The sequence below is a fragment of the Peribacillus sp. V2I11 genome (genome assembly GCF_030817135.1).
In the GTDB taxonomy this organism is placed as follows: Bacteria; Bacillota; Bacilli; order Bacillales; family DSM-1321; genus Peribacillus; species Peribacillus simplex.
Genome location: NZ_JAUSYW010000001.1, coordinates 5,090,370 through 5,114,378 on the forward strand (window position 1 = coordinate 5,090,370; position 24,009 = coordinate 5,114,378).

At 39.1% G+C, this 24,009-nt stretch carries 18 protein-coding genes, 1 other RNA gene and 1 pseudogene; 15 read left to right on the forward strand and 5 right to left on the reverse strand.

Annotated elements, in window-relative coordinates:
• The first annotated feature begins 1,015 nt into the window (after positions 1-1,015).
• A complete protein-coding gene (locus tag QFZ73_RS24840; RefSeq protein ID WP_307271925.1) occupies positions 1,016-2,374 on the forward strand; it encodes an IS1182 family transposase in 1,359 nt (452 codons plus the stop codon).
• Between the two features lie 229 nt (positions 2,375-2,603).
• On the opposite strand, the gene QFZ73_RS24845 is transcribed toward QFZ73_RS24840, so the two are convergent.
• Positions 2,604-3,722 carry an NAD(P)/FAD-dependent oxidoreductase gene (locus QFZ73_RS24845; RefSeq protein ID WP_307271928.1) on the reverse strand — a complete coding sequence of 373 codons (1,119 nt, stop codon included), beginning with the start codon at positions 3,720-3,722 and terminating at the stop codon, positions 2,604-2,606.
• A gap of 172 nt (positions 3,723-3,894) precedes the next feature.
• Here QFZ73_RS24845 and QFZ73_RS24850 point away from each other — a divergent pair, with 172 nt between their 5' ends.
• The 3 genes from QFZ73_RS24850 (at position 3,895) to QFZ73_RS24860 (ending at position 7,101) form a co-directional block, all read left to right on the forward strand.
• Positions 3,895-4,488 carry a branched-chain amino acid aminotransferase gene (locus QFZ73_RS24850; RefSeq protein WP_307271931.1) on the forward strand — a complete coding sequence of 198 codons (594 nt, stop codon included), beginning with the start codon at positions 3,895-3,897 and terminating at the stop codon, positions 4,486-4,488.
• Positions 4,489-4,729: 241 nt separating this feature from the next.
• Positions 4,730-5,668, forward strand: coding sequence for an MBL fold metallo-hydrolase (locus QFZ73_RS24855; RefSeq protein WP_307271933.1), 939 nt, complete (start codon positions 4,730-4,732; stop codon positions 5,666-5,668).
• Positions 5,669-5,874: 206 nt separating this feature from the next.
• Entirely contained in the window at positions 5,875-7,101 is a 1,227-nt protein-coding gene (locus tag QFZ73_RS24860) for an MFS transporter (RefSeq protein WP_307271936.1), read from the forward strand.
• 89 nt (positions 7,102-7,190) lie between these two features.
• Here QFZ73_RS24860 and QFZ73_RS24865 read toward each other — a convergent pair whose 3' ends face one another.
• Positions 7,191-8,798 carry an FMN-binding glutamate synthase family protein gene (locus QFZ73_RS24865; RefSeq protein ID WP_251434843.1) on the reverse strand — a complete coding sequence of 536 codons (1,608 nt, stop codon included), beginning with the start codon at positions 8,796-8,798 and terminating at the stop codon, positions 7,191-7,193.
• Positions 8,799-8,940: 142 nt separating this feature from the next.
• A complete protein-coding gene (locus QFZ73_RS24870) occupies positions 8,941-10,035 on the reverse strand; it encodes a CdaR family transcriptional regulator (protein WP_307271941.1) in 1,095 nt (364 codons plus the stop codon).
• Positions 10,036-10,351: 316 nt separating this feature from the next.
• On the opposite strand from QFZ73_RS24870, the gene QFZ73_RS24875 reads away from it, so the two are divergent.
• The 4 genes from QFZ73_RS24875 to QFZ73_RS24890 all read left to right on the forward strand — a co-directional run bounded on the left by QFZ73_RS24875 (position 10,352) and on the right by QFZ73_RS24890 (position 14,335).
• A complete protein-coding gene (locus QFZ73_RS24875; RefSeq protein WP_307271944.1) occupies positions 10,352-11,497 on the forward strand; it encodes a glycerate kinase in 1,146 nt (381 codons plus the stop codon).
• Positions 11,498-11,501: 4 nt separating this feature from the next.
• Positions 11,502-12,848, forward strand: a complete 1,347-nt coding sequence (locus tag QFZ73_RS24880) for a GntP family permease (protein WP_307271947.1) — start codon at positions 11,502-11,504, stop codon at positions 12,846-12,848.
• A 160-nt stretch (positions 12,849-13,008) separates the two neighbouring features.
• Entirely contained in the window at positions 13,009-13,356 is a 348-nt protein-coding gene (locus QFZ73_RS24885) for a PadR family transcriptional regulator (protein WP_307271952.1), read from the forward strand.
• Complete coding sequence (locus tag QFZ73_RS24890; RefSeq protein WP_307271956.1) at positions 13,343-14,335, forward strand: HAAS signaling domain-containing protein; 993 nt, start codon at positions 13,343-13,345, stop codon at positions 14,333-14,335. The genes QFZ73_RS24885 and QFZ73_RS24890 overlap by 14 nt, the downstream gene beginning before the upstream one ends.
• Positions 14,336-14,511: 176 nt before the next feature.
• On the opposite strand, the gene QFZ73_RS24895 is transcribed toward QFZ73_RS24890, so the two are convergent.
• Positions 14,512-15,045, reverse strand: coding sequence for an IseA DL-endopeptidase inhibitor family protein (locus QFZ73_RS24895; RefSeq protein ID WP_251434828.1), 534 nt, complete (start codon positions 15,043-15,045; stop codon positions 14,512-14,514).
• A gap of 674 nt (positions 15,046-15,719) precedes the next feature.
• Here QFZ73_RS24895 and QFZ73_RS24900 point away from each other — a divergent pair.
• From QFZ73_RS24900 to ssrS, 7 genes and pseudogenes are all read left to right on the forward strand, one after another.
• Complete coding sequence (locus QFZ73_RS24900) at positions 15,720-16,112, forward strand: sporulation protein (protein ID WP_285847331.1); 393 nt, start codon at positions 15,720-15,722, stop codon at positions 16,110-16,112.
• Between the two features lie 21 nt (positions 16,113-16,133).
• Entirely contained in the window at positions 16,134-17,015 is an 882-nt protein-coding gene (locus QFZ73_RS24905) for a mechanosensitive ion channel family protein (RefSeq protein ID WP_307271963.1), read from the forward strand.
• 491 nt (positions 17,016-17,506) lie between these two features.
• Positions 17,507-18,715 (forward strand): MFS transporter, encoded by a 1,209-nt coding sequence (locus QFZ73_RS24910; RefSeq protein WP_373459034.1) that lies wholly within the window; start codon positions 17,507-17,509, stop codon positions 18,713-18,715.
• Positions 18,716-19,151: 436 nt separating this feature from the next.
• Positions 19,152-19,307, forward strand: a complete 156-nt coding sequence (locus QFZ73_RS24915) for a hypothetical protein (RefSeq protein WP_307263198.1) — start codon at positions 19,152-19,154, stop codon at positions 19,305-19,307.
• A 43-nt stretch (positions 19,308-19,350) separates the two neighbouring features.
• A pseudogene (gene ltrA, locus QFZ73_RS24920) lies at positions 19,351-20,588 on the forward strand (group II intron reverse transcriptase/maturase).
• 213 nt (positions 20,589-20,801) lie between these two features.
• A complete protein-coding gene (locus QFZ73_RS24925) occupies positions 20,802-22,283 on the forward strand; it encodes a UDP-N-acetylmuramoyl-L-alanyl-D-glutamate--2,6-diaminopimelate ligase (protein ID WP_307271971.1) in 1,482 nt (493 codons plus the stop codon).
• 123 nt (positions 22,284-22,406) lie between these two features.
• A non-coding RNA gene (gene ssrS, locus QFZ73_RS24930) (6S RNA) lies at positions 22,407-22,593 on the forward strand.
• A 168-nt stretch (positions 22,594-22,761) separates the two neighbouring features.
• On the opposite strand, the gene QFZ73_RS24935 is transcribed toward ssrS, so the two are convergent.
• Positions 22,762-23,304, reverse strand: a complete 543-nt coding sequence (locus QFZ73_RS24935) for a ribonuclease H-like YkuK family protein (protein ID WP_251434816.1) — start codon at positions 23,302-23,304, stop codon at positions 22,762-22,764.
• Between the last annotated feature and the right edge of the window lie 705 nt (positions 23,305-24,009).

Sequence of the window (24,009 nt, forward strand, 5' to 3'; positions counted from 1 at the left end):
TTAAACTATTTAGTGGGTCAAGATTATTTGGATGCTAACAACATACTTCTAGGATTTCCTCATCCATCCGGAGGAAATGGTCATCGACATAAGCAATTTGCAGCAAATAAAGAACAAATGAAAATGATGTTACAGCACTATTTTTCAAAAGATATGACCGTGGGTTAAAGAGGAGGGATGTATGCTCATTAAAGGATGGGAAACATTTGATTAAGAATTCTATTATTCATTATTAGTGTTAAAAGTAAAATTAACTATTTACTAGTGATATTTTGGAGATTATAATAAGAACAAGTGTTCTTTATTGTGGGAGGCATTAACATGGATGAACTAGAGGAATTTTTAAAATCACTTACTATTGAAGAGTTAAAAGTTATTTATGAAGAAGTAAGTGGACGTGATATAATAAATAGATGAAAAAAATTTGAAATAGAAGAGTCCTATTTTTTTTCATTCCATTGAATAAAATTAAAATAACTGAACCATCAACAGTCATGTAGACAAAAAATGTATGTATTGTTGATGATGGTTATTTGTGGGGCTTCAACAATTTCCTTTAGAGAAAAACATACGGTAACAACGATATTTATTGCATATGTAAATATTGTTCAATGATACATAGAAATTTTCGGTAGTTTTGAAATGATAAATTTTCAAATTTTCATAAGAATGTCCTGTTCGAAAAATTAAAGAATTTATAAATCAAGGACCCATTAATGGTCCTTGATTCAGACTGTAGACAAACTCGATGAAAATCGAGTTTGTCTACAGTTTTTTTTGGGGCTTGTACAAATTTGGAGGTTGATTTCCACTTCAGGCACTCGCTTTTCGCGGGCGGTCCGGGAGCCTCCTCGGCGCACTTGCGCCTGTGGGGTCTCCCTTGGACTCGCTATTCCCGCAGAAGTCTCGCACCTTCCGTTCCAATCCAACTATGTTTAAAAATTTAGATAGAACTCCTTTTGCCTACAGTCTTTTTTGTTTTAAAATAGAACTATTAAAACTTGAGGTGATGAGGATGCTTTCGAAACATGATTCTATTCAGCGAGATCCACTTGAAATGATTACTTTAGATCAACTGGTGCCACCGAACCATTTGGTTCGTAAAATGGAGGCTTCCATTGACTTCACTTTCATTTACGACTTGGTGAAAGATATGTATTCAGAGGTAGGACGCCCAAGTATTGATCCAGTTATTTTAGTTAAACTGACATTCATTCAATATACCTTCGGTATTCGTTCCATGCGTAAAACGATTGAAGAAGCTGAAACAAATATGGCTTACCGTTGGTTCTTAGGCTATGGTTTCCATGATAAAGTACCTCATTTCTCAACGTTCGGGAAAAATTATGAGCGACGCTTTAAAGATACAGACCTGTTTGAACAGATTTTCTATCGCATCTTAATAACAGCTGCTGATAGAAAGTTAATAAGTGCTGAACACGTATTCGTCGATTCCACACATGTGAAAGCCAATGCGAATAAGCGCAAATTTGAAAAGAAAATCGTACGCAAAGAAACAGGAGCATATCAAGGACGTCTTCAAGATGAAATAAATCAAGATCGTGAAAACCATGGAAAGAAACCTTTTCCACCAGATAAATTTGATAAGAAAGAAACCAGAGCAATTAAAGAAAGTACTACGGATCCTGAGAGTGGCTACTATGTGAAAGATGAACGAACAAAACAGTTTGCCTATTCATTCCACGCGGCCGCAGACCGCAACGGTTTTGTATTGGGAACGATTGTAACACCTGGTAATACACATGACAGTCATATTTTGGAACCACTTGTTGAGCAAGTGATTGAGAAAGTTGGAAAACCAGAAGCAGTTGCCGCAGATGCAGCTTATGAAACACCAGCAATTACAAGCTACCTATTTAACAAAGAAATTACACCTGCTTTACCCTATACACGTCCTCGTACAAAAGAAGGATTCTTTCGCAAACATGACTATGTTTATGATGAACACTTTGATTGTTACCTTTGCCCTTCGGGCGAAACTTTAAAGTACTCAACAACAAATAAAGAGGGCTATCGCGAGTACAAATCGCCAAAACAAATTTGTGCAACATGCTCTTTTTTATCACGGTGTACAGAAAGCAAAGACCATCAAAAAGTAGTGACACGGCAAATCTGGCAAGCATATGTGGAAGAAGCAGATCATCTGCGTCACCATCAAGATGTAAAACCTATATATGCGAAACGCAAAGAAACGATTGAGCGTGTATTCGCAGATGCAAAAGAAAAGCATGGTATGCGATGGACTACTTTAAGGGGACTTAAAAAATTGTCGATGCAAGCGATGCTTACTTTCGCTGCCATTAATTTAAAGAAGATGGCCACGTGGACATGGCAAGGTCATAAAATGGCTTAACATAGTGGCTCGAAGAGCCCAAATCTCTTAACCTTTGGTCAAAATTTAAAAGGGAATTTCAAAAGGGGTTCGGAATTTTTTAATTCCGAACCCCTTTTGTCTACAAACTGAATCAAGGACCCATTAATGGTCCTTGATTTTTTATGAAAAGGACCATTTGGAAAAAACAGATGGTAATTTTCAGATCAATCGACTTTCATCATTCAGCCATTAGGTAATTATTTGGAAGTTATGTGAAAAGTGCACCTCTTACATCATAATTTCCAATATCGATTTCAATTTTTCTATCAAGTGCTAATTTTGCCAAAAGGGAGCCTAAATAGGGGCCCATTGTTAAACCTGAAGCTCCAAGACCATTGGCTACGATTATGCCTTCCCAGTCAGGTAAAGGACCCATGACCGGAAGGAATCCCGGCGTGAAGGGGCGAAATCCGACCCTAGCTTCAACAAACGTACTATCTGTCAAACCGGGAGCGGTTTGCAAGGCTTTGTTGAAAACCTCCTGCAGCCCTCCTGCGGTCATTCGGTTATCGAAAACTTCCGTATTTTCATGAGTCGCCCCAGCAACGATTTTATTATTATCGAAAGCCAAGAGATATTGATCACTGGGAGGCATGACTACAGGCCAGTCATTCGTATTTTCATTTGGCGTTTCCAGATGGATGATTTGAGCCTTTTGGAAGGTGACTTGAAAATTCACGCCCAGTGGTTTGAGTAATTCCGGTGCCCAAGCGCCAGCACAAACAATCACTTTATCAGCAGGAATGAATTCATCTCCAAGTGTTACACCTGTCACTTGTGTACCGTTATATGAAAGTATAGCCTCACCATACATAAGTTTTGCACCGTTTTTTTGTGATGCCCGCAATAAGGAATCACGCAATGCGCGTCCATCGACCCGCGCGGCACCACTCACGTGAACGGCTGCATATTCACTGGAAAGAGGCGGGAATAAGGCACGTGTTTCCTCTGCCGAAAGTAATGTGATCGTCCCGATCTCCGGTGCATCTTCTTTCCGTTTTGCCGCCCGGTTCTTCATGGCATTCAGTTTATCTTCATCTGTATGTAAACTTATGGCCCCGACTTGGGCATAACCAGTCTCGGTTTCCCCATCCCGTTCAAGTTCTTCAATTAAACCGGGATAAAAAGCCGCCCCATTTTTGGCAAGGAGATACCAAGCTTGGTTGCGCCTTTGCGATATCCACGGGCAAACGATTCCTGCAGCTGCGGATGTTGCCTGACCGACATCTTGGCGGTCAATAATGATCACTTCAGCCCCGTTTTTAGCTAACTGATAGGCAGTGGAAGCTCCCAAAATTCCTGCACCAACTACAATGATTTTTTGCATATTCAACATCTCATTTCTCTCATATGTATAAACGCATACCACTACTATATCGAAGACACGAAATGATTGCCACAACCGATATTGTAATTTTTTTCACAAAGTTATTTTATCTATAGTGAATATGCTATGATTGAAATTGTGAGAGCTTGAAAAGATACTAGGAGGACATAGCATGTTAAAAAAACAAATGGAATCATACATATCAAAATCCGTAATCGAAAAAAAGGTTGAGTTATTTAAAGAAGAAAAGAATTATGTAGAAAAGCATAAATTAATTGCCGATGATATCATTATAGTGGAAAAAGAAAATGCTTCCCGTTTTACAGATGCTTATATGGAGCGCAGTAATAAAGAGAGCGAAGAATTAATCTCTGAAGAGAACTTTGCATTTTTATCACAACCGATCGAGTATTTGAAAAAAAACAAAGATGAATTCCTTTACTTTGAATCACATTGGTTCGAATTAATCGGTGTTGAGGCACTTTCGTTTGAAGTGGATGATGTTTTCGGTACGTATAACGCGATGTTCGGATTGAAATTCCAGAAAAAAATGGGAGAAGTTTTAAAAACGTATTTAACTAAGGAACTTCAAGAAGGAATTGGATCGTTCAGCTTAATGTTTAACCAGGGTGACGGGCTATGGGATGTGAATTTTGCATTGGATAACATAAAAGGGTTTCGTGAAGACATGTCATTAGAAGAAGCTTTTAATTTAATCTATCATTTTCTTTTTATCCTTGTTCAAACAATCGAGGAAGATATGTAAAAAGAGGTGCCGTCATTAATTTTAATGGCGGTTTTTTTATTTCTTGAGTTAACCAATGCCCCCAGGCAATGGCTTCTGGATTTAATCAATTGGCTCTGGATTAAAGGAACTTGAAAGAATTCGTCGAATTGATTAAGGATATACCTTTATTTAACAAACTTATAGGTTTATTTTGATTGTATTTGGCTATTTTTTGTTCATGAAAATGAAATGAAAGTTACATCGGAAGGGGAAGTTATACTTGCTGAATGAATTGAAAGTTACTCAAGTTACCATTCCAATGCCTTTTAGGTTGGACCATGTCCATTGTTTCCTGGCAGAAGGTGAAAAAGGGTGGACAATCATTGATGCAGGATTAAATAACAAAACGACAAGGGATTTATGGAACCCAATTATTGAAATACATGATATTGCCGATATTATCATCACCCATTATCACCCAGATCATTTCGGGTATGCAGGGGCATTACAACAACTGACCGGTGCGGATGTTTGGATGACACAAGTGGATGAACATTCGGGAACTACGTATTGGGAAGCGGATTCGCTGAATCTGCTTAAAGAAAATTATATTGCATGTGGTATGGAAGACGATGTAGCCGTCGCCTTATCCAGTGACGAAAGCGGATTCATGCCACAAGTAAAACCCTATCCTACCGTAAATCATCATCTTGAAGAAGGAATGAAGCTGCATTTTGGCAAATATGAGTATGAAGTGATTTTCACGCCGGGTCATTCTGATGGCCTGATTACCTTATACAATAAGGAAAAAAGTGTCCTTTTCTCGACAGATCATATATTGCCCAGGGTATCTCCAAACATTTCTTATTGGTTTAAAGGTTTCAGTAACCCATTGGAAGAGTTTTTTACTTCATTGAAAAAAATACAAAAGCTGGACGTTGAATATGTCATACCTTCACATGGGAAACCATTTCAAAATGCCAATAAAAGAATTGTTGAATTGTTGGATCACCATCAGGACCGGTTGCATGTAATTCATGAAAACATGAAAGAGCCGATTTCTGTAAAAAGTGCTTGCCATATCTTATTTGGAAATCTGCCCATTCACGAAACCAGGTTTGCTGTTGGTGAAACATTGGCTCACCTTGAATACCTTCTTTTGATTGACCAATGCAGAAAGTTTAAACGTGATGGCAAATGGTATTATCAATCCATTTGATATATTGAACTTTGATTCTAGCTCATGTCATATGAGCTTTTTTTTGCATTCAAAACGCAAGACCCACTGTCTTCTATATACTAGTTAATGAAAAAGTTTAAGGGTTTTGTTTACTTAAAAAGAAAAAATGTTATGATTATTTTTAGATTCTTATGAATATTGAATCGATGGAGAACGTTTACTGAAAACAGGTTGGGAGTTTTGAGATGAAGAAGACATATATGAAAACCGCATCAGGAGTGTATATTAATTATTTCCTGTTAGGTATGGTCAATATCATGCTCGCATCGAATATGCCGTATTTAACTCAGCAATGGGATACAGATAATGCCGGAGTAAGTTATATCATCGCTTCTATAGGGTTGGGGAAATTACTTACATATGCCTTTACGGGTTATTTATCAGATAAAATCGGACGAAAACCATTAATTATTGCTTCATCATTGGGAATGGGCATCTTCTTGATCGGTATTCCATTATCACCAAATTATCATTTGGCTTTTGTTTTTGCCATCCTTGCAGGTGTCGCTAATTCGTCAATGGATGCCGGTTCATATCCTGGTTTAACAGAGCTTTTCCCAAGGGCTGCTGGTTCTGCCAATGTACTGGTGAAAGCATTCATGTCTGCTGGTGCATTTATTCTCCCATTCATGATTTTATTTTTCTCGAATCATGAGATGTTTTATGGATATGCCTTTTTTATTCCTGCTGCTATTTATCTATTGAACTTGATGTTTTTATTCACCGTTTCTTTTCCAAGTTCGAATATGAACAAGGAAAAACAAGTAGATGATCGTACCGAGAGCAAGAAATTCATTTCAGAACCGGTATTACGTAAAGAGGGGCTTGCTCTTGTGATAATCGGTTTCACATCAACAGGATTATTCACCGTTTCACAGATTTGGCTTCCGACTTATGGTCAGCAGGCTGTGGGCATGCCGATGGCCAGTTCCATCAAATTGCTAAGTTATTATAGTTTAGGGGCACTTATTTCCGTATTGGTTTTATCCGTTTTATTAAAAAAGATCGTCCGGCCAATAACGGTTATCATGATTTATCCGATCATAACTTTTATTTCAATCCTTACGATCCTTTTGGTAAAGGTACCGGTCGTCGTTTCCATCACAGCATTTTTCATCGGACTTTCCACTGCGGGGATCTTTCAATTAGCCATAACAATAATGACGGAATTTTTCTGGAGGAAAAAAGGAACAGTGACCGGTATCGTGGCAACAGCTGCTGGATTGGCTTCTATAGTCATGCCGCTTGTAACGGGTTGGATGTCGAAAAGCGGGAATATATCAATCATCTTCATATTTGATGCATTCCTGTCTGTAACTGGTTTTATAGCTGCAGCTTATGTTTATTATCGCTATGGAAAGCTGATGGGTAAGGGAAAAGTGGAGACAGGGGATATCCGTTTACATGCCTGATACATTTAGGAACTTTTACAGCAGCCTATAATGACTTCATTGATGATAAAGAGAAAACCACCGCCCATCAAACTTGGGCGGTGGTTTTTTCATTGCCTGGCTCCTATTTGTCCCTTTACTTCTTTCATGATATCTTCAAGGGATGTGACAATTCCTTTATCGTCCTTATAGCTAATATGTTTAGGTTGAAAATGGATAGGCGAATCCAAACCAGCAGCGGCTGAGATTCGAAATAATCCTTTCCTAAGGGTAACAAGAAAGTTGACCACACGATATTTCTTTTCATCGATGACAAGTGCCTTTTGCAAATCCGGATCAGTGGTTGCTACCCCGACAGGACAAGCATTGGATTGACATTTCATCGTCTGTATACAGCCAATGGCAATCATGAAACCTCTTGCTATGTTAACAAGGTCGGCTCCCATGGCTAGAGCTATCGCTATTCTATCAGGCGTGAACAATTTACCTGAGGCGATGATTTTAACGCGATTGCGGACACCGTATTTTTCCAGGGTCGATACTAAAATCGGCAAAGCGGATTTTAGCGGTAATCCCACGCTATCTATCAATTCCTGATAAGAGGCACCCGTGCCGCCTTCACCGCCATCCAATGAAATGAAATCCGGACCTTTCCCGGATTCTTTCATGTAGCTAGCAAGCTCTTCAACACTGTCATTGCCGCCAATGACCATTTTGATGCCAACCGGGATGCCAGTATGGTCCCTGATTTTTTCGATAAAATCGCACATGGATTTCACGTCATCGAATTGATGAAACCGATTCGGACTATCGATCGCTTTGTACGGAACGACCTTCCGGATTTCAGCGATTTCAGGATTCACTTTTTCAGCATCGATATGCCCTCCGCGTGTTTTGGCACCCTGTGCCAATTTGATTTCGAAAGCTTTGATTTCTGGTATTTCACTTTTTCTTTTTAACTCATCCCAATCCATTTCGCCGATACTATCACGAACTCCAAACATGGCTGGACCGATTTGCATGATTATATCGACACCGCCGATTAAATGATAAGGAGAAAGACCGCCTTCCCCTGTATTCATCCACGTTCCTTTTGCTGCAGCCAATCCCTCAGAAAGGGCAGTGATTGCGTTCTTCCCCAAAGAACCATAACTCATGGCGGACATGCCGATAAGACCTTTTAAACGAAAGGGATTCTTGGTGTTTGGGCCGATGATCACAGCATCTTCATCATTCAATAAAAATGCAGAGGATACTTCATCTCCCCATTTTTCTTCTCGCTGTGAGAAAAGCGGATCTTTCATTAGAATGTATCTTTTAGTCGTCACTTTTGTTTCTCGATCGTATTTTTCTTCTTCGGCCAATTTTGGAAACATGCTATTCTTAACAAAAAAGCCTTCTTCATCAAAATCCCGTTTTGAACCAAAACCTATGACATCCCGTAAATATTTTGAACTTTTCACCATATGTTCATAGTCATCCCGGGAAAAGGGTTTTCCTTCGTTATCACTGTTAAACCAATACTGTCTCATTTCAGGCCCGATTTTTTCCAGAAAGTAACGTATTCTTCCAAGTACGGGGTAGTTTCTTAAAATAGCATGATGCTTCTGCGTGCGGTCAAAGAAAATCATATAAAGTATTAGAAAAACCAAGACAATGATGATGATGAAGATAACGGTAAATCCAATGATAATTAAAAGGTTTGCGATGTCGCTCATTCAATCCCTCCTGGTATGCAAAAAATTCATGTATCGTTAATTTACTCGGTAACTCGATCAATTATACAGAATTCCAATGCAAGGCTTTAATAGGGATAGAACGAAATAAATTAATTAGGCAGTCTTGTTCTTACAACATCTTTTAACTTCTCCTTTTCGATTGGCTTACCCAAATGGCTAATTGTAAAGTTATGGCATCATGCAGCTCTTGTGGATTATATCCGGTAATTTCCTTGATTTTTTTTAATCGGTATATAAGGGAGTTACGATGGATATACATTCTTTTTGCACATTCCCCGATATTTAAGTTACTAAGGAAAAATTGTTGCAGTGTCTCGATCAACTTTTCAGATAAGCTGCCTAGTATTCTTTTCTGAAATTGCTGTTTCGTCCGCTCATCTATCCTTTCCAACAGTGCCTTTGTTTCCACATCAGTATATATCGTTAAAGCTTGATTGGCTTCACCTAATAAAAGTGCTGATTCAGCTTCCCGGAAAGAGTGGCATATGTATGATTCCTTTTCAACAAGAGAGCCTAAACCGATTCGTATAACAAAGCCTTTTGCCTTTAATTGTTTGATGACTGTATCCAGTTTTTGGTCGATGTTATTTTCAGTAAGCGCCGTAGTGAGAATGAAAACTCGCTTCACATTCAGGAACCCAACAAGGGCGTGTTGTGTGCCAAAAACAGTTTCCGTCATTTGAATCAGCTCACTCTTATTTAACGGATTTAATTTCATTTCCATCACCCCCACCTGATAGGGAGGTTCTAATTTCATTCCAATCAGTTCAAGTCTCTGATCAATCGAATGCTGATTGATCTTTTCCTTTAGTAAGTCTTCAAATACCAATTCTTTCAAGTGTTGTTTCCATTCGAGTTGTTCCGCCATAAAAGCTTGATGAAGCATCATTTCCGTAATCATTTTCACCAATTCCCCGAATTCCAAGAGTTCTGTCGGATCACCGGTGATCCCGATAACGCCAATAATTACATTTTGAAAATTAATAGGCAAATTAATTCCTGGAAGGCCCCCCGCCCATTGATGACGATCCTTTTCGTGAATGATTAAAGGTTTTCCCGTTTTCAGTACTTCCATTGCCCCAAAATGCAATTGGTCGATGCGTTCACGATTTCCGGAAGCGATGATGGTTCCTTTATCATCCATAATATTAATATTTCTGTTAAGTCTAATGGTGGTTTGTTTGACAATTTCCATTGCAATTTCTTGGGTTAGCATACAAGTCATCCTTCTAGAGTTTTTTTATTGGATCATCCAATTTGCGATAACAGGATGGTAATCACATTTCATGCAAACAAGCTATGATTTTTCATGAAAAAGGGAATGGTCGATAGTTTAAGCCTTTTGCTATCTTATACTTTAGGAAATTGGGAAAATAACAGAAAATTTTCTATAAGAACATTTTTTCTATATAGTATAGCCAAAAAATTCAAATATGTCATACTAATTTTTCGTATAGAATGAACGATGATTAAAATATTTCCGAAGATTATAATTAAATTAATATAAAAATATATTCAAAGGGGACCTGAGCATGAAAATCGTTATTGCACCAGATTCCTATAAAGGAAGTTTGTCAGCATCAGAAGCATCCAAAGCAATCGAGCGAGGAGTCAGGAAGGTACTGCCGGATGCAAAGACAGTATTGGTTCCTGCAGCGGATGGCGGGGAAGGTACGATGGATAGCCTTGTTACAGCTACAAATGGGCGAAAAGTTGAAGTGACTGTTAAAGGGCCTTTACTTCAAGACGTTCAGGCAGCATATGCAATCTTGGGCGATCAGGAAACATGTGTGATTGAAATGGCCAGTGCATCCGGTCTATGCCTAGTCGATCCAGATGAGTTGAACCCATTGATCACTACTACATACGGGACAGGGGAGCTTATTGAAAAAGCATTGAATGATGGCTGTCGAAAGTTCATTTTGGCGATTGGTGGAAGCGCTACCAATGATGGCGGTGTTGGAATGCTCCAGGCTTTGGGAATGAAGGTGTTTGATGAAGAGGGTAAACCGCTAGGATTCGGAGGTGCCGAATTATCACGGATATCAGAAATTAATATGGAGGATTTTGATCCCAGAATAGCAGATGCCGAGTTTTTGATTGCCTCGGATGTCCAAAATCCGTTAGTCGGTCCCGATGGGGCATCAAGAGTATTCGGACCTCAAAAAGGGGCGACTCCTACCATGGTTGAAATGCTGGATAAAGCTTTATCATCATGGGCTGATTTGGTGGAAATCAAAACAGGCATACACTTGCATGATAAAGCAGGTGCTGGTGCTGCTGGTGGAATTGGAGGTGCATTTCAAGCCTTTTTCCGAGCAGAAACAAAAAGGGGCATCGATATTGTTTTGGAGTATACGAAACTGGGTGAAAAATTGTCCGATGCCGATTGTGTCTTTACCGGTGAGGGGCAAATCGATTACCAGACTGCTTCAGGCAAAACACCAATGGGAGTTGCACAAGAAGCCAAAGAGCATGGTATTCCCGTATTTGTTTTGGCTGGATCGATCGGAACAGGTATTGAAGTTTTATATGACCATGGAATAACTAGTGTTCATAGTTTGGTGAACGCTCCTATGTCATTAAAGGAAGCTATGGAAAGAGGAGCTGAATTGTTGGAAGTTTCAGCTGAACAAGTAATGCGGACTTTTTTGGCAGCGATTAAAAATAGGGGGTAATCATATGTTATTTATTGTTTTGGCCATCGGTGTGTTCTTAATTGTTTTTGCGACAACTAAATTCAAGCTGCATCCGTTCTTATCGCTACTATCAGGCACTTTATTTGTGGGTTTTGCTTCTGGAATGCCTCTGGATCAGATCGTTGAGAATATTAACGGTGGTTTTGGCGGACTGATGACGAGCATTGGACTTGTAATCGTTTTCGGTACAATAATCGGAACCATTTTGGAAAAGGCCGGGGCCGCATTACGAATGGCCGAAGTCGTATTGAGGATTGTCGGTCCTAAAAGACCGCAGCTTGCCATGAGTATGATTGGCTTTATCGTATCCATACCCGTTTTTTGTGATTCAGGTTTCGTTATTTTATCGAGCTTAAGAAAAGCATTGGCTAGACGCGCAAAAGTAGCGGTTGCTTCCATGTCAGTTGCGCTTGCAACTGGTTTGTATGCGACACATACACTTGTGCCTCCAACTCCAGGGCCAATAGCAGCTGCCGGGAATATCGGAGCGGATGGATACTTAGGGACGGTCATTTTGATTGGTCTTATTACAGCCATTCCAGCTGCACTTGCTGGTTATATATGGTCAATGAAAGTAGCGACCAAGATAGAGGTTGAAGATGACCGAAGTGACCTGGATTACGATTATGATGAAATTGTCCGTTCATTTGGCAAGATGCCTTCAGCCTTTCAATCATTTTTACCGATCGTTTTACCGATTGTCCTGATTGGAGCCAGTTCTGTATTAACGCTCTTTGGTACAGAGGGGGGAATCGCCGCATTTTTCGTATTTTTGGGCCAGCCGGTCATCGCATTGCTCATCGGAGTAATTTCAGCTTTGACATTGCTGCCTAAGTACGATGAAGAAACATTGACAAACTGGATAGGAGCAGCCTTATTGGATGCCGCGCCTATTTTATTGATCACCGGGGCGGGCGGAGCATTTGGTACAGTCATTAAAAATACGGGGATTGCAGATATCATCCAAAGTTGGGATATGGGCAGCATCTTTAGCGGTTCCTTGTTCCTGTTGGTCCCGTTCCTAATTGCTGCTGGGTTAAAAACAGCCCAGGGTTCTTCCACAGCATCCCTGGTCATCACTTCATCTTTGATTGCCCCCATGCTTCCAACATTGGGCATTGAAGGAGCTATTCCACTTGCACTGGTAGTCATGGCTGTTGGAGCAGGTGCGATGACTGTAAGCCATGTAAATGATAGCTTCTTCTGGGTGGTCACCCAATTTAGCGGGATGAAAGTGACGGATGCCTATAAAGCTCAAACGATGGCAACCTTAATTCAAGGAGTAGTCACGATTATCACGACGATGATATTATGGGTCATTCTTGTGTAATATTAATAATGGAAAAACGGAGAGGCGTGAAACGCTTCTCTTTTTTATGCTTTAAATAGAATACATTTTCATTTTCATGGTGTTGTATGAACTAAAATAGTGGATGATGCATAGTATAACGTATGGTGTACGTCACATTGTATAAAGAAGAGGTGATTGGATGAGCAATTTACTGAATTCATTAACCACTGAGCTGCGCAGAGGCACTTTGACGTTAGCTGTTCTAAGTCAGCTCAAAACCCCTCAGTATGGGTACTCGCTTGTCCAGCGTTTAGAGAAGTCGGGAATTACCATTGATCAAAGTACTTTATATCCTTTGCTTCGCCGCCTGGAAAAACAAGAATTGGTGACCAGCAACTGGGATACTTCTGAAAGTAGGCCGCGCAAGTACTATTCTTTAAGTGATTATGGGGGAGAAATCTTCATTCAGTTAAAGGAAGAATGGGAAAAAACTTCTCAAGAGCTTTATATATTATTAAAAGGAGAGGGAGAAGATGGAGCTGATTGAACTCTATATTCAGGAAGTGACCCGCAGGCTGCCAGAAAAAAACCGGGAGGATATTGCACTTGAGCTTCAATCTACAATCGAAGATATGCTTCCGGAGGATTATACGGAGCAAGACGTGAAAGCCGTTCTTTTAAAATTAGGAGATCCGGTTACACTGGCAAGTGGTTATCGTGATCGGCCAATGCATCTGATTGGACCGCGTTATTATGATGTTTATATCAGTCTGTTGAAAATGATTTTGCCAATCGCTGCCGTCTTTTCACTGATCGGATTAGTAGGAGATAATCCGTTTCGGGATATGGGGGATAATACGGTTATGGACGCGGTTTTCACCATAATCGGGAAAGGGATTGCAAGTATCATCAGTACAGGCATCCAAGTGTTTTTCTGGTTAACGCTTTCGTTTGCCATTTTAGAACGCGTGGATACTTCAAAAGACCAGTCGCCTTTAACAAAAGACTTGAAACCATGGACACCGGAAAACCTAAAAGATATTCCGAACATTTCAAAGAAAAAAGCTGTTCCTATGATCGAGATTTTTGCAAGTTTGTTAGGTCTTTCTGTATTCACGGCCCTTTATTTCAATGCAGGAAACCTCTTAGGCGTCTATGAAAAAAGAAATGACAGTCCCATTTTCGTGACCCCTTCTTTCAATCAAGAGGTATTGAATTCCTATTGGCTGCTGGTATCTTGCGTAGTTATCATTGGTGTTCTCTTGGCGATTTACAAATTATTTTTAAGACAATGGACCCTGAAACTAGCTATATTCCATGCCATATACCAGCTGTTGTCCACACTGACTTTCATAATCATCATCAGTAATCCTAATTTATTGAACCCGAAATTCATTGCATACCAAAATACACTGTTTACAATCGATGAATGGAAAACCTCGATTTACTGGGGTCTCATATTAATCACCATCTCTTTTGCCGCCTACGATTCCTATCAAGGCTTCCGAAAGGCAAAAGTCCGTTAAAGGCACAGCATCCTAGCTGTGTTTTTTTGTTTGAAAGTTCCGTTAAGTGAAAAGTGAGTTGATACAAGTCAGTAAGATTATTTCTCAAGATCCAAGGGACTACAGAAAACACCTCATATGATGTATAGTTTTTAACTAACTATACATCATATGAGGCGTTACATTTAAGCCATTTTTTATTGAACTGCATCGAACTGATTGACTTTCCAAGTGGATCCGGACTTATAAAAGGTAACCGTTCTTTTTACTGAGTCACCGTCGACTGTAGGTACAGTTAAATTGTAGGATCTAACGTTCAGTTTTTGATAGACCAATTTAATTTTTGCTTTTCTCCACTCCAACATGCTGTAGCCGTCTCCGATTGGACGGGCTAATTTCCCTTTATGGGTAATGTAACTATATTTGGTCAGCCCTTTTTCAACTGCATTATTAGTAAATGTCTCTGCTAAGTAGTTAGTCAATTTATCTTTTGTATTAAACTCTTGGCAAAGGTATGAATACACTGTCCCTTTATAATTGAACGTTTTTTGTGAACATGAACGGGTAGTGTACCCGTGTAATGCATTCCAAAAATGTTTGCTCGCATTATCGGCTATCTTTAATGCATTTGCGTCAGACAAATTCTGTGATGTCGTTTTTGCGGTAACCTGACCACTTAATGTGAAAAATAAAATGATAATGGATAATAGCATGCCTAAAAATTTTTTCATAATTTTTCTCCCCAATCCCTAATAGGATACTTATGTAACGAAAGTTTAATTAATATTACAATTGTTACATTTATATTACAACAAGGCTTGCATAATTAAAAGAGAAATATTGTTAATTTTAAAATATATTTTTTTGTTTTCCATTAAATATACATAGTTTGTTCACTTTATTCTTATTGAAAGAAGCGTTCGCCGAGTTGTAAATAGAAGGACATTGTCTGTTACATACTTCATATTCCACCAACTGGCCTATTTAAAACCCAGCAGTTAATTCTTTTGCAATAACGGGACAAGTTAATTCATTATATTTTCATTAATATCAAGATATGTACAAAAAACTCGAATTTCCCGGTTAAGCCCGAAAATAATAAATATAAAGGTTTGACAAACTTTCCAATTCTACCGTATTATATATTACATACTTGAATACATTCTCCAAAGGGGAGTAGCTTTTACAACAATGTCGTCATTACGGAGTTCTTTGCTCTCGGTGTTGTTGGCAGCATATTGTTGTTAGCCAGACCTTACCTATGGGTAAAGGTCTATTTTCTTTTAGTAAACCTTTACCAAAATGGTAAAGGTTTTTTTGTAGTCCGGATGATGCAGCCCTTAAGGAAATGTATAAACATGTGGGTTTAATAGAAAAACAAATAAATATAAATGGAGTGTATTCTTTGATACTTAGAAAATCTTTATTACTTTTAGGGATAGGTTCTGCACAAATAGATTTAATCCTTCCGAAAAATACGTATAAATCTGGTGAATGCATAAATGGGTATTTCTTGATTAAAGGTGGTACCTTGGCGCAAAGAATAAGGAGGATTGAATGTGATTTAATTATGGATACTCATTCTACGGGAATGGAAGAGATCCTTAAAACGAGTACCATTTTGTCTTCAAGAGAGATAAATTCAGGGGAAAGCAATGAAATTCCTTTTAACTTTTGTCTGCCTACATTGAAGGAGCCTTATAAGCGAGGGGTTTCCTATCGCCTTAAAACGAGACTTATACTTGATCAAGGGATAATAGGCAAGGATGATGACTGGATTTTAATCGATTCTGAATAAAGTGGAAATGGAGGTGGGAACATGAATATCTTGAAATTTACTGAGCTTGCTATGGATTATTTGGAAGAATTTTTATTATTGAGGCTTTTTATATTAGCTTTACTGTTATTGGCCGTTTATTTTATTTTGAATAAAATGGTTGAATGGTTCTTTAAGAGATCTAATTTTTTTGAGGAAGAAGTCGAAAAAACGATACAGGGGGTTACTCGTTCTTCTCTTAGGTACGGCATTGCAGGACTTTTCCTCATTTATCTGATTGGACAGTTTATAGACCTAAAAGGAATTTTAGCTGGAGCTGGTATTTTAGGGGTCGTTATCGGATTTGCCGCTCAGCAAATGCTTAAAGATATCTTATTGGGATTTGTAAGGCTTTCAGATAATGAATTCCGAGTGGGGAATTTCGTGACATTCAATGGGACAAGTTCTGGAACGATTGAGGAAATCGGTATCCGGTTCATGCAGATCAGGGAATGGTCAGGAAAATTACTGACCATTCCACACAGTGAAATCAGGACGATTCAAAATTTTAATAAAGGGAGAATGCGAATCATTGAGCGCATTACAGTAAGTTACCAAGAAAATCCTGAAAAGGTAAAACGGCTGTTGGAGGATATATGTATTATCTGTAATGAGAAGTATGGTGAAAGCCTTTTAAGGCTGGAGGATGGTACACCTGAAGAGGACTTTAGATACATTGGCATTACGGATTTAAATCCGAATCTTAAATATGTTGGATATGAACTATGCATAGTGGGACTTGTGAAACCTGATGATTACTTTGAAACATCGAGAAGCGTGAGGTTTGAAATGATGACTGCTTTGCATGAGCATCAAATTCTAATGCCATCTTCCCATTTGCTTGTACAGGGCAATCCTAATCAAGAACGAATATTGGATAACTGATAAAAAGAAACACATTTGCTTGAGATAATCCGGGAAAAGGTCATGAAAAAATGATGGATAAGGTAACAAAGGGCAGAAGCGACAGTCCTTGGAAACTTAAGGATACTAAAGGGCTTTCTATTAAAGGAAGTCCCTTTTTTCATACAATAAGTCGAACAACCCTTCCTGAAAAATGGTTTTATTATGGATTCAGCTTGATTTATCAGATTAAATAGATTATTATAAATTTAGCATAAAATGGAAGGGTGACCTTTAAACAATGATCATTTAATCCTATTCTTTAAGAAAAAAATGCGTGCTAAATACGAAGTTTTTTCTGGATAGGATTAGTCTGTACATAAAAATACAAACAAAGATCATTGTGTTCCGTCCATTGGGGATATTTTGCTCTGTTAAATTTGTATTGTACTGCCTCCTGTCCAGATATTTCACAGGAGGTTTTTATATTGGGAAAAAACACATCCGTAACATTAAGTAATAAGGAACCTAACATATTTAAAAATCGTGTATTCCGGGCCATTATCTTTTCAGGCTTGTTTTTACAAATAGGGATATGGGTACGGAATTTTGCAGTTTTGTTATTCGTCATGGAAAAGACAAACGGGGATGCTTTTGCCATTTCCATGATATCAGTAGCGGAGTTCGCACCCATTTTTATTTTTTCATTTATTGGAGGGACGTTTGCTGACCGCTGGAGTCCGAAAAAAACCATGGTATGGTGTGATATATTAAGTGCAATATCCGTATTTGCTGTGCTTATCTCGCTTATCTTCGGCAGTTGGAAAATGGTATTCTTCGCAACTTTAATTTCGGCGATACTTTCTCAATTTTCTCAGCCATCAGGCATGAAGCTATTTAAGATGCATTTGCCTGAAAGTCAAATTCAGACAGGGATGTCTGTTTATCAGACCGTCTTTGCAGTATTTATGGTTTTAGGTCCGATTCTCGGTACATTTGCGTTCCAATCATTTGGGATAAACATCTCGATTGCGATTACTGGCCTGGCGTTTTTATTTTCAGCTGGCACACTCGCCTTTCTTCCAAAAGATCGCAAACTGAATGAAGAGACTGCAAAAACAACGTTATGGCAGGAAATGAAAAGCGGAGTTAGCTATGTATTGCGAAAAAAAGAACTAAGTTTACTTGGTTTATGTTTTCTGGCAGCCGGGCTCGGACTGGGCTTCATTCAACCGCTCTCTATATTCCTTGTTACAGAACAATTGGATCTGCCTAAGGAAAATCTGCAATGGTTATTTATGGTGAATGGGTTTGGTATGATTTTAGGTGGAGCTGGGGTGATGATTTTTGCCAAAAAGGTGGCACCTCAGAGATTATTAGCTTTCGGAATGCTTGTGAATGCCATTGGATTAGCGGTAATGGGGCTTTCAACAAATCTTTGGATTACACTTACTGCCGAGTTCTTTAATGGGCTAATGCTGCCTTGTATTCAAATCGGAATCAATACATTGATATTGCAGAGGACCGAAGGCGAGTTCATCGGAAGGGTCAATGGAATCTTAAGCCCTTTATTCACTGGATCGATGGTTTTGACCATGAGTGCGGCTGGCGTGCTGAAAGAGCAATTTTCACTCGTCTCCATATTTGAAACCGCCGCTTTCTTTTTTATTCTAGGGATGTTTTTCATATTGCCATTGTACAATCAAAAGGCCGAAACAAAACCCCTGGAAACTCAATCGTAAGTATCTTGCGGTGCGTCACTTCAATTCAGCTATAGCCGTTGGACCTAAAGAAAAGCAGCCACTTCCGGCTGCTTTTCTTTTTTTCGTGCACCCGGCATGGGTGCAATCTATAGGGTGAAAGTCCCGAACCATGAAGGTAGTAGTAGTGGTTAGCTTAATGCAAGGGTGTCCACGGTGACGTGGAATCTGAAGGAAGCAAGCGGCAAACCTCCGGTCTGAGGAACACGAACTTCATATAAGGCTAGGTATCATTGGATGAGTTTGCGAAACAAAACAAAGTCCTTACTGCCGAAGGTGGTACAGAGTAAATGAAGCAGATAGATGGAGGGAAAGATTGCACTCTTACCCGGGGAGGTCTGATGACAGCCAAGTACACTTGGTAACCTGTCCAGTGATGGACAGCTGAATCATCAGAAGTCAGCAGAGGTCATGGTACTTGTCTACTCGAGAAGATAAGGAAGGACCGAACAGATTAAGGAGGATGAATACTAGGCGTTCGTTATCTGCAAAGAAGCAAACAATTCCTAACGGAACTTATTTGAAGGAAGAAGTGGTGAATACACGGGGAACTTCAAAAGGGTGGAGCAGATAAAGGCACAAATAGACCATTTATCCACGTAGAAAGGATATCAACGATGTTAATGGAACAGATACTAGAGAGGGAAAACTTAATACAGGCATTGAAGCGTGTAGAAAGAAATAAGGGAAGCCATGGTGTAGATGGAATGCCGGTTCAAAACCTGAGACCGCACCTCGTAACCGAATGGTACAACATGAAAACTGCCCTTTTACAGGGTACCTATCAACCGCAGCCCGTCCGTCGTATCGAAATCCCGAAACCAAACGGCGGAGTTCGGCTATTGGGTATTCCAACCGTTCTAGACCGTTTCATTCAACAAGCCATTGCCCAAATATTGACCAAGATATATGACTTAACCTTTTCGGAGAATAGCTATGGATTTCGCCCTAACAAACAAGGGTCCCAGGCGGTTCGAAAGGCAAAGTCCTATATAACCGAAGGTTATACATGGGTAGTGGATATGGACTTGGAGAAGTTCTTCGATAAAGTGAATCATGACAAGCTCATGGGAATGTTAGAGCGGAAAATTGAAGATAAACGAGTTCTCAAACTGATTCGAAAATTCCTTCAAGCAGGCATTATGATAGGCGGACTTTTTCATAAAAGTGAGGAGGTCCGTTAAGTCCTTTATTATCTAATATCACGTTAGACGACTTAGATAAGAACTAGAGAAACGCAATCTTCGATTCGTAAGGTATGCGGATGACAGTACTATCTTGGTGAAGACACGAAAAGCCGCCAAATGTGCAATGGGAAATATCTCAAGCTTCATTGAAAATAAACTGAAGCTAAAGGTCAACTACGAGAGGTCGAAGTATGATCGCCCTTGGAACAGAACGTTTCTCGGTTTTAGTTTCACGAAGTCAAAGAAGAACCCGAAGGTTCTACTGGCTAAACAAACGGTGAAGAGAGTAAAGAAACGAATCAGGGAAATGACCTCGAGAAAATTACCGATACCCATGAAACTCCGAATAAATAAGTTAAAGCAATACCTTAGAGGTTGGATGGGGTATTTCGCCCTCATTGATACTCCGAACGTATTGAAGAATTTAGATTCATGGATTCGAAGAAAACTCAGGATGTGCCTATGGAAGCAATGGAAACTGCCAAGAACGAGGGTAGGAAACTCAAAGGATTAGTCGTCCCATTTGGAAAAGCCTATGAATGGGGAAATAGCAGAAAGGGCTATTGGCACATAGTCCTATTCTAGACAAAACCCTTAATAATGTTTATTGGTTCCATCATGGGTTAGTAAATCTATATGAACGATATACAAAACTACGTCAGACTTAAACTGAACCGCCGAATACCGAACGGTATGTACGGTGGTGTGAGAGGTCGGAGGCTAGGCTCCTCCTCCTACTTGATTTCCTCTGACTGTTATACAAATTCTGGATTGACAATTTTTTTAGTGTACTGGTAAATACTAAAAATGGCTTGTTGATACTTATGCATTTCATTTTCAAGAGTTAGGTGAATAGCTTAAATGAAAAAGGAGAAATGTTAATGATCCTTAAAGACATATTGAATGAAGCAATAAACCGGAATTTGCCGAAGGATATTGAACATATAGCCATCACAGGTGTAACCGATAACTCTAAAGAAATAAAAAAGGGATACCTTTTTGTTGCCGTAACCGGATATAAGTCCGATGGCCATAATTACATTAAAGATGCAATTCGTTTAGGGGCAGCGGCCGTGATTGGCGATCGCGATATAAAGGGATTGGAAGTTCCTTATATACGAGTGGAAAACAGCCGTAAAGCATTAGGGCTAATCGCCAAAAGGTTTTATGGAGATCCCAGCAATAAAAAAATAATGATAGGAATTACGGGTACAAATGGTAAAACCACAACAAGCTATATGCTTCAGCGAATATTAGAAGAGAATGGGGTAACCTGTTCCGTCATTGGCACGATACAGCATATTATCAATGGAAACAAAGTCGATTCCCATAATACGACTCCAGGTAGCGTGGAGTTGAATTCCTTGCTGGCAGCCAGTGAGGACATGGTTGTCATAATGGAAGTGTCTTCACATGGATTAGCTCAATATCGTCTAGAAGGGATTGAATTTGATTTTTGTGTCTTCACGAATTTGCATCATGACCATCTCGACTTCCACGGTACGATGGAGGATTATTTTCTGGCTAAATTACTGCTTTTTGAAAAATTGAAACCAAATGGACTTGCGATTATTAATGGGGATGATTTCTGGGGAGAAAAACTACAAGAATACTTAGGGGAGAAAAATGTGAGTGCCTTTGTATTTGGAAAATCCAATCGTTGCGATTTAACCATCACCAATTATAATGCTGCAACAAACCCCTTTATTTTATTGAATGAGAATCATGACTTTGTGAAAATTGAGTTACCTTTACCTGGACTTCATAATTTATATAACGCAACAGCTGCGTATTCCGTAGCGAGGATGTTTCCAATTTCAAAAGAGGAAATTGTCACTTCACTGAAACAATTTTCCGGTGTACCAGGAAGGTTCGAAATATATAAGAAAGAATTTGGACCGACAATAGTCATCGATTATGCACATACTGCGGATGCCATTCATCACATGCTTCAAACTGCTAAAGAATGCGGGGCCAGAAAGATTTATCATATCTTTGGTTTCCGAGGTGGACGAGATACAACCAAAAGGGCTGAAATGGTTAAAGTATCATCGGAACATAGTGATGTTTCGATTTTGACGATGGATGATCTGAATTCGGAGGGAATTGAGGGGATGGAATCGTCACTAAATAAACTGCAAAGCGATTACTCTGCTGGAAATGGGAAGGTTATTCCAGATAGGACACTTGCTATACAGGAGGCGTTACAAGCTGGAAAGGAAGGGGATTGGATTATCATTACAGGTAAAGGAATTGAGAGGTATGAACAAAATTTCGGACTGCCTACTATTTCTGACAAAGAAACGGTATTATATCTGCAAAATAAGGACCAAGGGGATTTTACCGGTTATTTTGATCAATAGTTTGATTCATACGAATGCTTTTATAAAGGGATAATACGGCGTCCACTCCCTTCCACTGCCATAGGCGATTTATATGGTGATTATTAACATTGTAACATATGAGGAATTCAGGTATTATAACAATACAAGCTGCACTGTTCGTAATGATAATAAAGTTTTAACCTTTAAGCTGTAATAGGGAGTTTTATATTGAAACAGGAATGTTATGCCTCGTCACTGACTTGGACAACAGGATTTTTTCTGCAAACACCCACTTTGAGGAGTGGTGGTTTAAAACTTTCTTACTGAATACGGCAATGGCGGCTTATATCTTTTAATGTTGAAGCCGGTCTCGGTCTGAGGCCGGTTTTTTGCTGTTTTTCGAACAAAGTACCATATGAATTGTATGTACCGCTTTGCAGTCTGAAAATTTCCTACTCATATTGTTCTAAAATATATATTTTCATCAAATTTAAAAAATTACATGTTTTGGGGACATTTACTCTTGCTTTGTATACCGGTTGGCATAACTTGAAGCAACGAAAGCATTGGGTTTAATTTTCGGTTCCACGCCCATGGATTCCATTCTGGCTACCATTTCTTTTACAAACTCACTGGTTTTGTTCCGCTTTCCAATCCCGATATCAATGTGCCCTTCCATTGTGAACGTTGCCCCTTGATATACCGCAGGGAGGACAATATCGATTAACTTATTTTTTCTTTCTTCCGTAAACATGGATACGATCTCCTCTGTTAACGACAATTCTTGGGAAATTCGTTCATGTAAATGCAGCATCCTTCTAGGAATCATCAATTTTCTTATACAACCCCATACACCATTTCCGACCTGACGTATCACGATGCCTGTAATGAAAACCGTATGTTTTTTATGTACTTGCGAATCTGTACCGACCATTAATCGATAGTTACCGGAAGGATTTAATTTCATGAACTCAACAATATGAACGAATACCTCTTCAAATGACATGTCTTTTTTCTGAAGATTTTGAAATGGGATGTTATGAAATGGATATTGCCTCATGTTATTGCACCCAACCTTTCCCCGGATCAGATTATTAAATATCTCATGCCGCTCATAACACATCATATGAAGGGGGTCCTTGTTTCGTGCGGTGGTAGGAACCCGCCTCTAATGAAGATGCAGTCATCATTTGAGGAAAATAAAAGAATGAGCTCTCATTAAGAATGCAAATCCTTAATGAGAGGTTATTCGTAATTTGCGAAACTCCTGCCGAATAAAGGGCTTGCCGAGATTCCACATGGGAAACAGTCGGCGAAAAGGAACGGAACGGATTTCTGAAAACACTGGAACGTTCTTTATAGAAAGAAACCGTAGGCAGACTCGTTTTCTTCAGTGGAAAGAGCATTCATAAGGACTATTTTCGGTGCCTGGCTTATTGATTCCTAGTATACATGTTATGAAAACCATTTATTTAATAATGTAGAGTTTGTAGCAAAGAGAAGCTTAAGCATTAGGCTTCTCTTTTTTTTGTATGGAGAATATTACGAAAAAGCTTGTTGGAATGTCTTTTGGCATATCACCTGCCATAACTGAAAAGTTTAACATTACATCACCTAAGTAAACCACAATAACATTCAATTTATATATGAAAAAGGAAATGAAATTATTAAATTTCGACCAATAACTACTTTTAAAGTATTCACATTTAATAACTTACAAAAAAGTGTGTAATGTTTTCTTACATAAACAAAGAAATCTTGCATT

Coding starts and splice junctions, on each gene's coding strand:
- QFZ73_RS24905 (WP_307271963.1), top strand. CDS start 16,134: ATGAATATCTTGAAATTTACTGAGCTTGCTATGGATTATTTGGAAGAA.
- QFZ73_RS24880 (WP_307271947.1), top strand. CDS start 11,502: ATGTTATTTATTGTTTTGGCCATCGGTGTGTTCTTAATTGTTTTTGCG.
- QFZ73_RS24895 (WP_251434828.1), bottom strand. CDS start 15,045: ATGAAAAAATTTTTAGGCATGCTATTATCCATTATCATTTTATTTTTC.
- QFZ73_RS24860 (WP_307271936.1), top strand. CDS start 5,875: ATGAAGAAGACATATATGAAAACCGCATCAGGAGTGTATATTAATTAT.
- QFZ73_RS24845 (WP_307271928.1), bottom strand. CDS start 3,722: ATGCAAAAAATCATTGTAGTTGGTGCAGGAATTTTGGGAGCTTCCACT.
- QFZ73_RS24865 (WP_251434843.1), bottom strand. CDS start 8,798: ATGAGCGACATCGCAAACCTTTTAATTATCATTGGATTTACCGTTATC.
- QFZ73_RS24870 (WP_307271941.1), bottom strand. CDS start 10,035: ATGCTAACCCAAGAAATTGCAATGGAAATTGTCAAACAAACCACCATT.
- QFZ73_RS24885 (WP_307271952.1), top strand. CDS start 13,009: ATGAGCAATTTACTGAATTCATTAACCACTGAGCTGCGCAGAGGCACT.
- QFZ73_RS24890 (WP_307271956.1), top strand. CDS start 13,343: ATGGAGCTGATTGAACTCTATATTCAGGAAGTGACCCGCAGGCTGCCA.
- QFZ73_RS24850 (WP_307271931.1), top strand. CDS start 3,895: ATGTTAAAAAAACAAATGGAATCATACATATCAAAATCCGTAATCGAA.
- QFZ73_RS24925 (WP_307271971.1), top strand. CDS start 20,802: ATGATCCTTAAAGACATATTGAATGAAGCAATAAACCGGAATTTGCCG.
- QFZ73_RS24840 (WP_307271925.1), top strand. CDS start 1,016: ATGCTTTCGAAACATGATTCTATTCAGCGAGATCCACTTGAAATGATT.
- QFZ73_RS24875 (WP_307271944.1), top strand. CDS start 10,352: ATGAAAATCGTTATTGCACCAGATTCCTATAAAGGAAGTTTGTCAGCA.
- QFZ73_RS24935 (WP_251434816.1), bottom strand. CDS start 23,304: ATGAGGCAATATCCATTTCATAACATCCCATTTCAAAATCTTCAGAAA.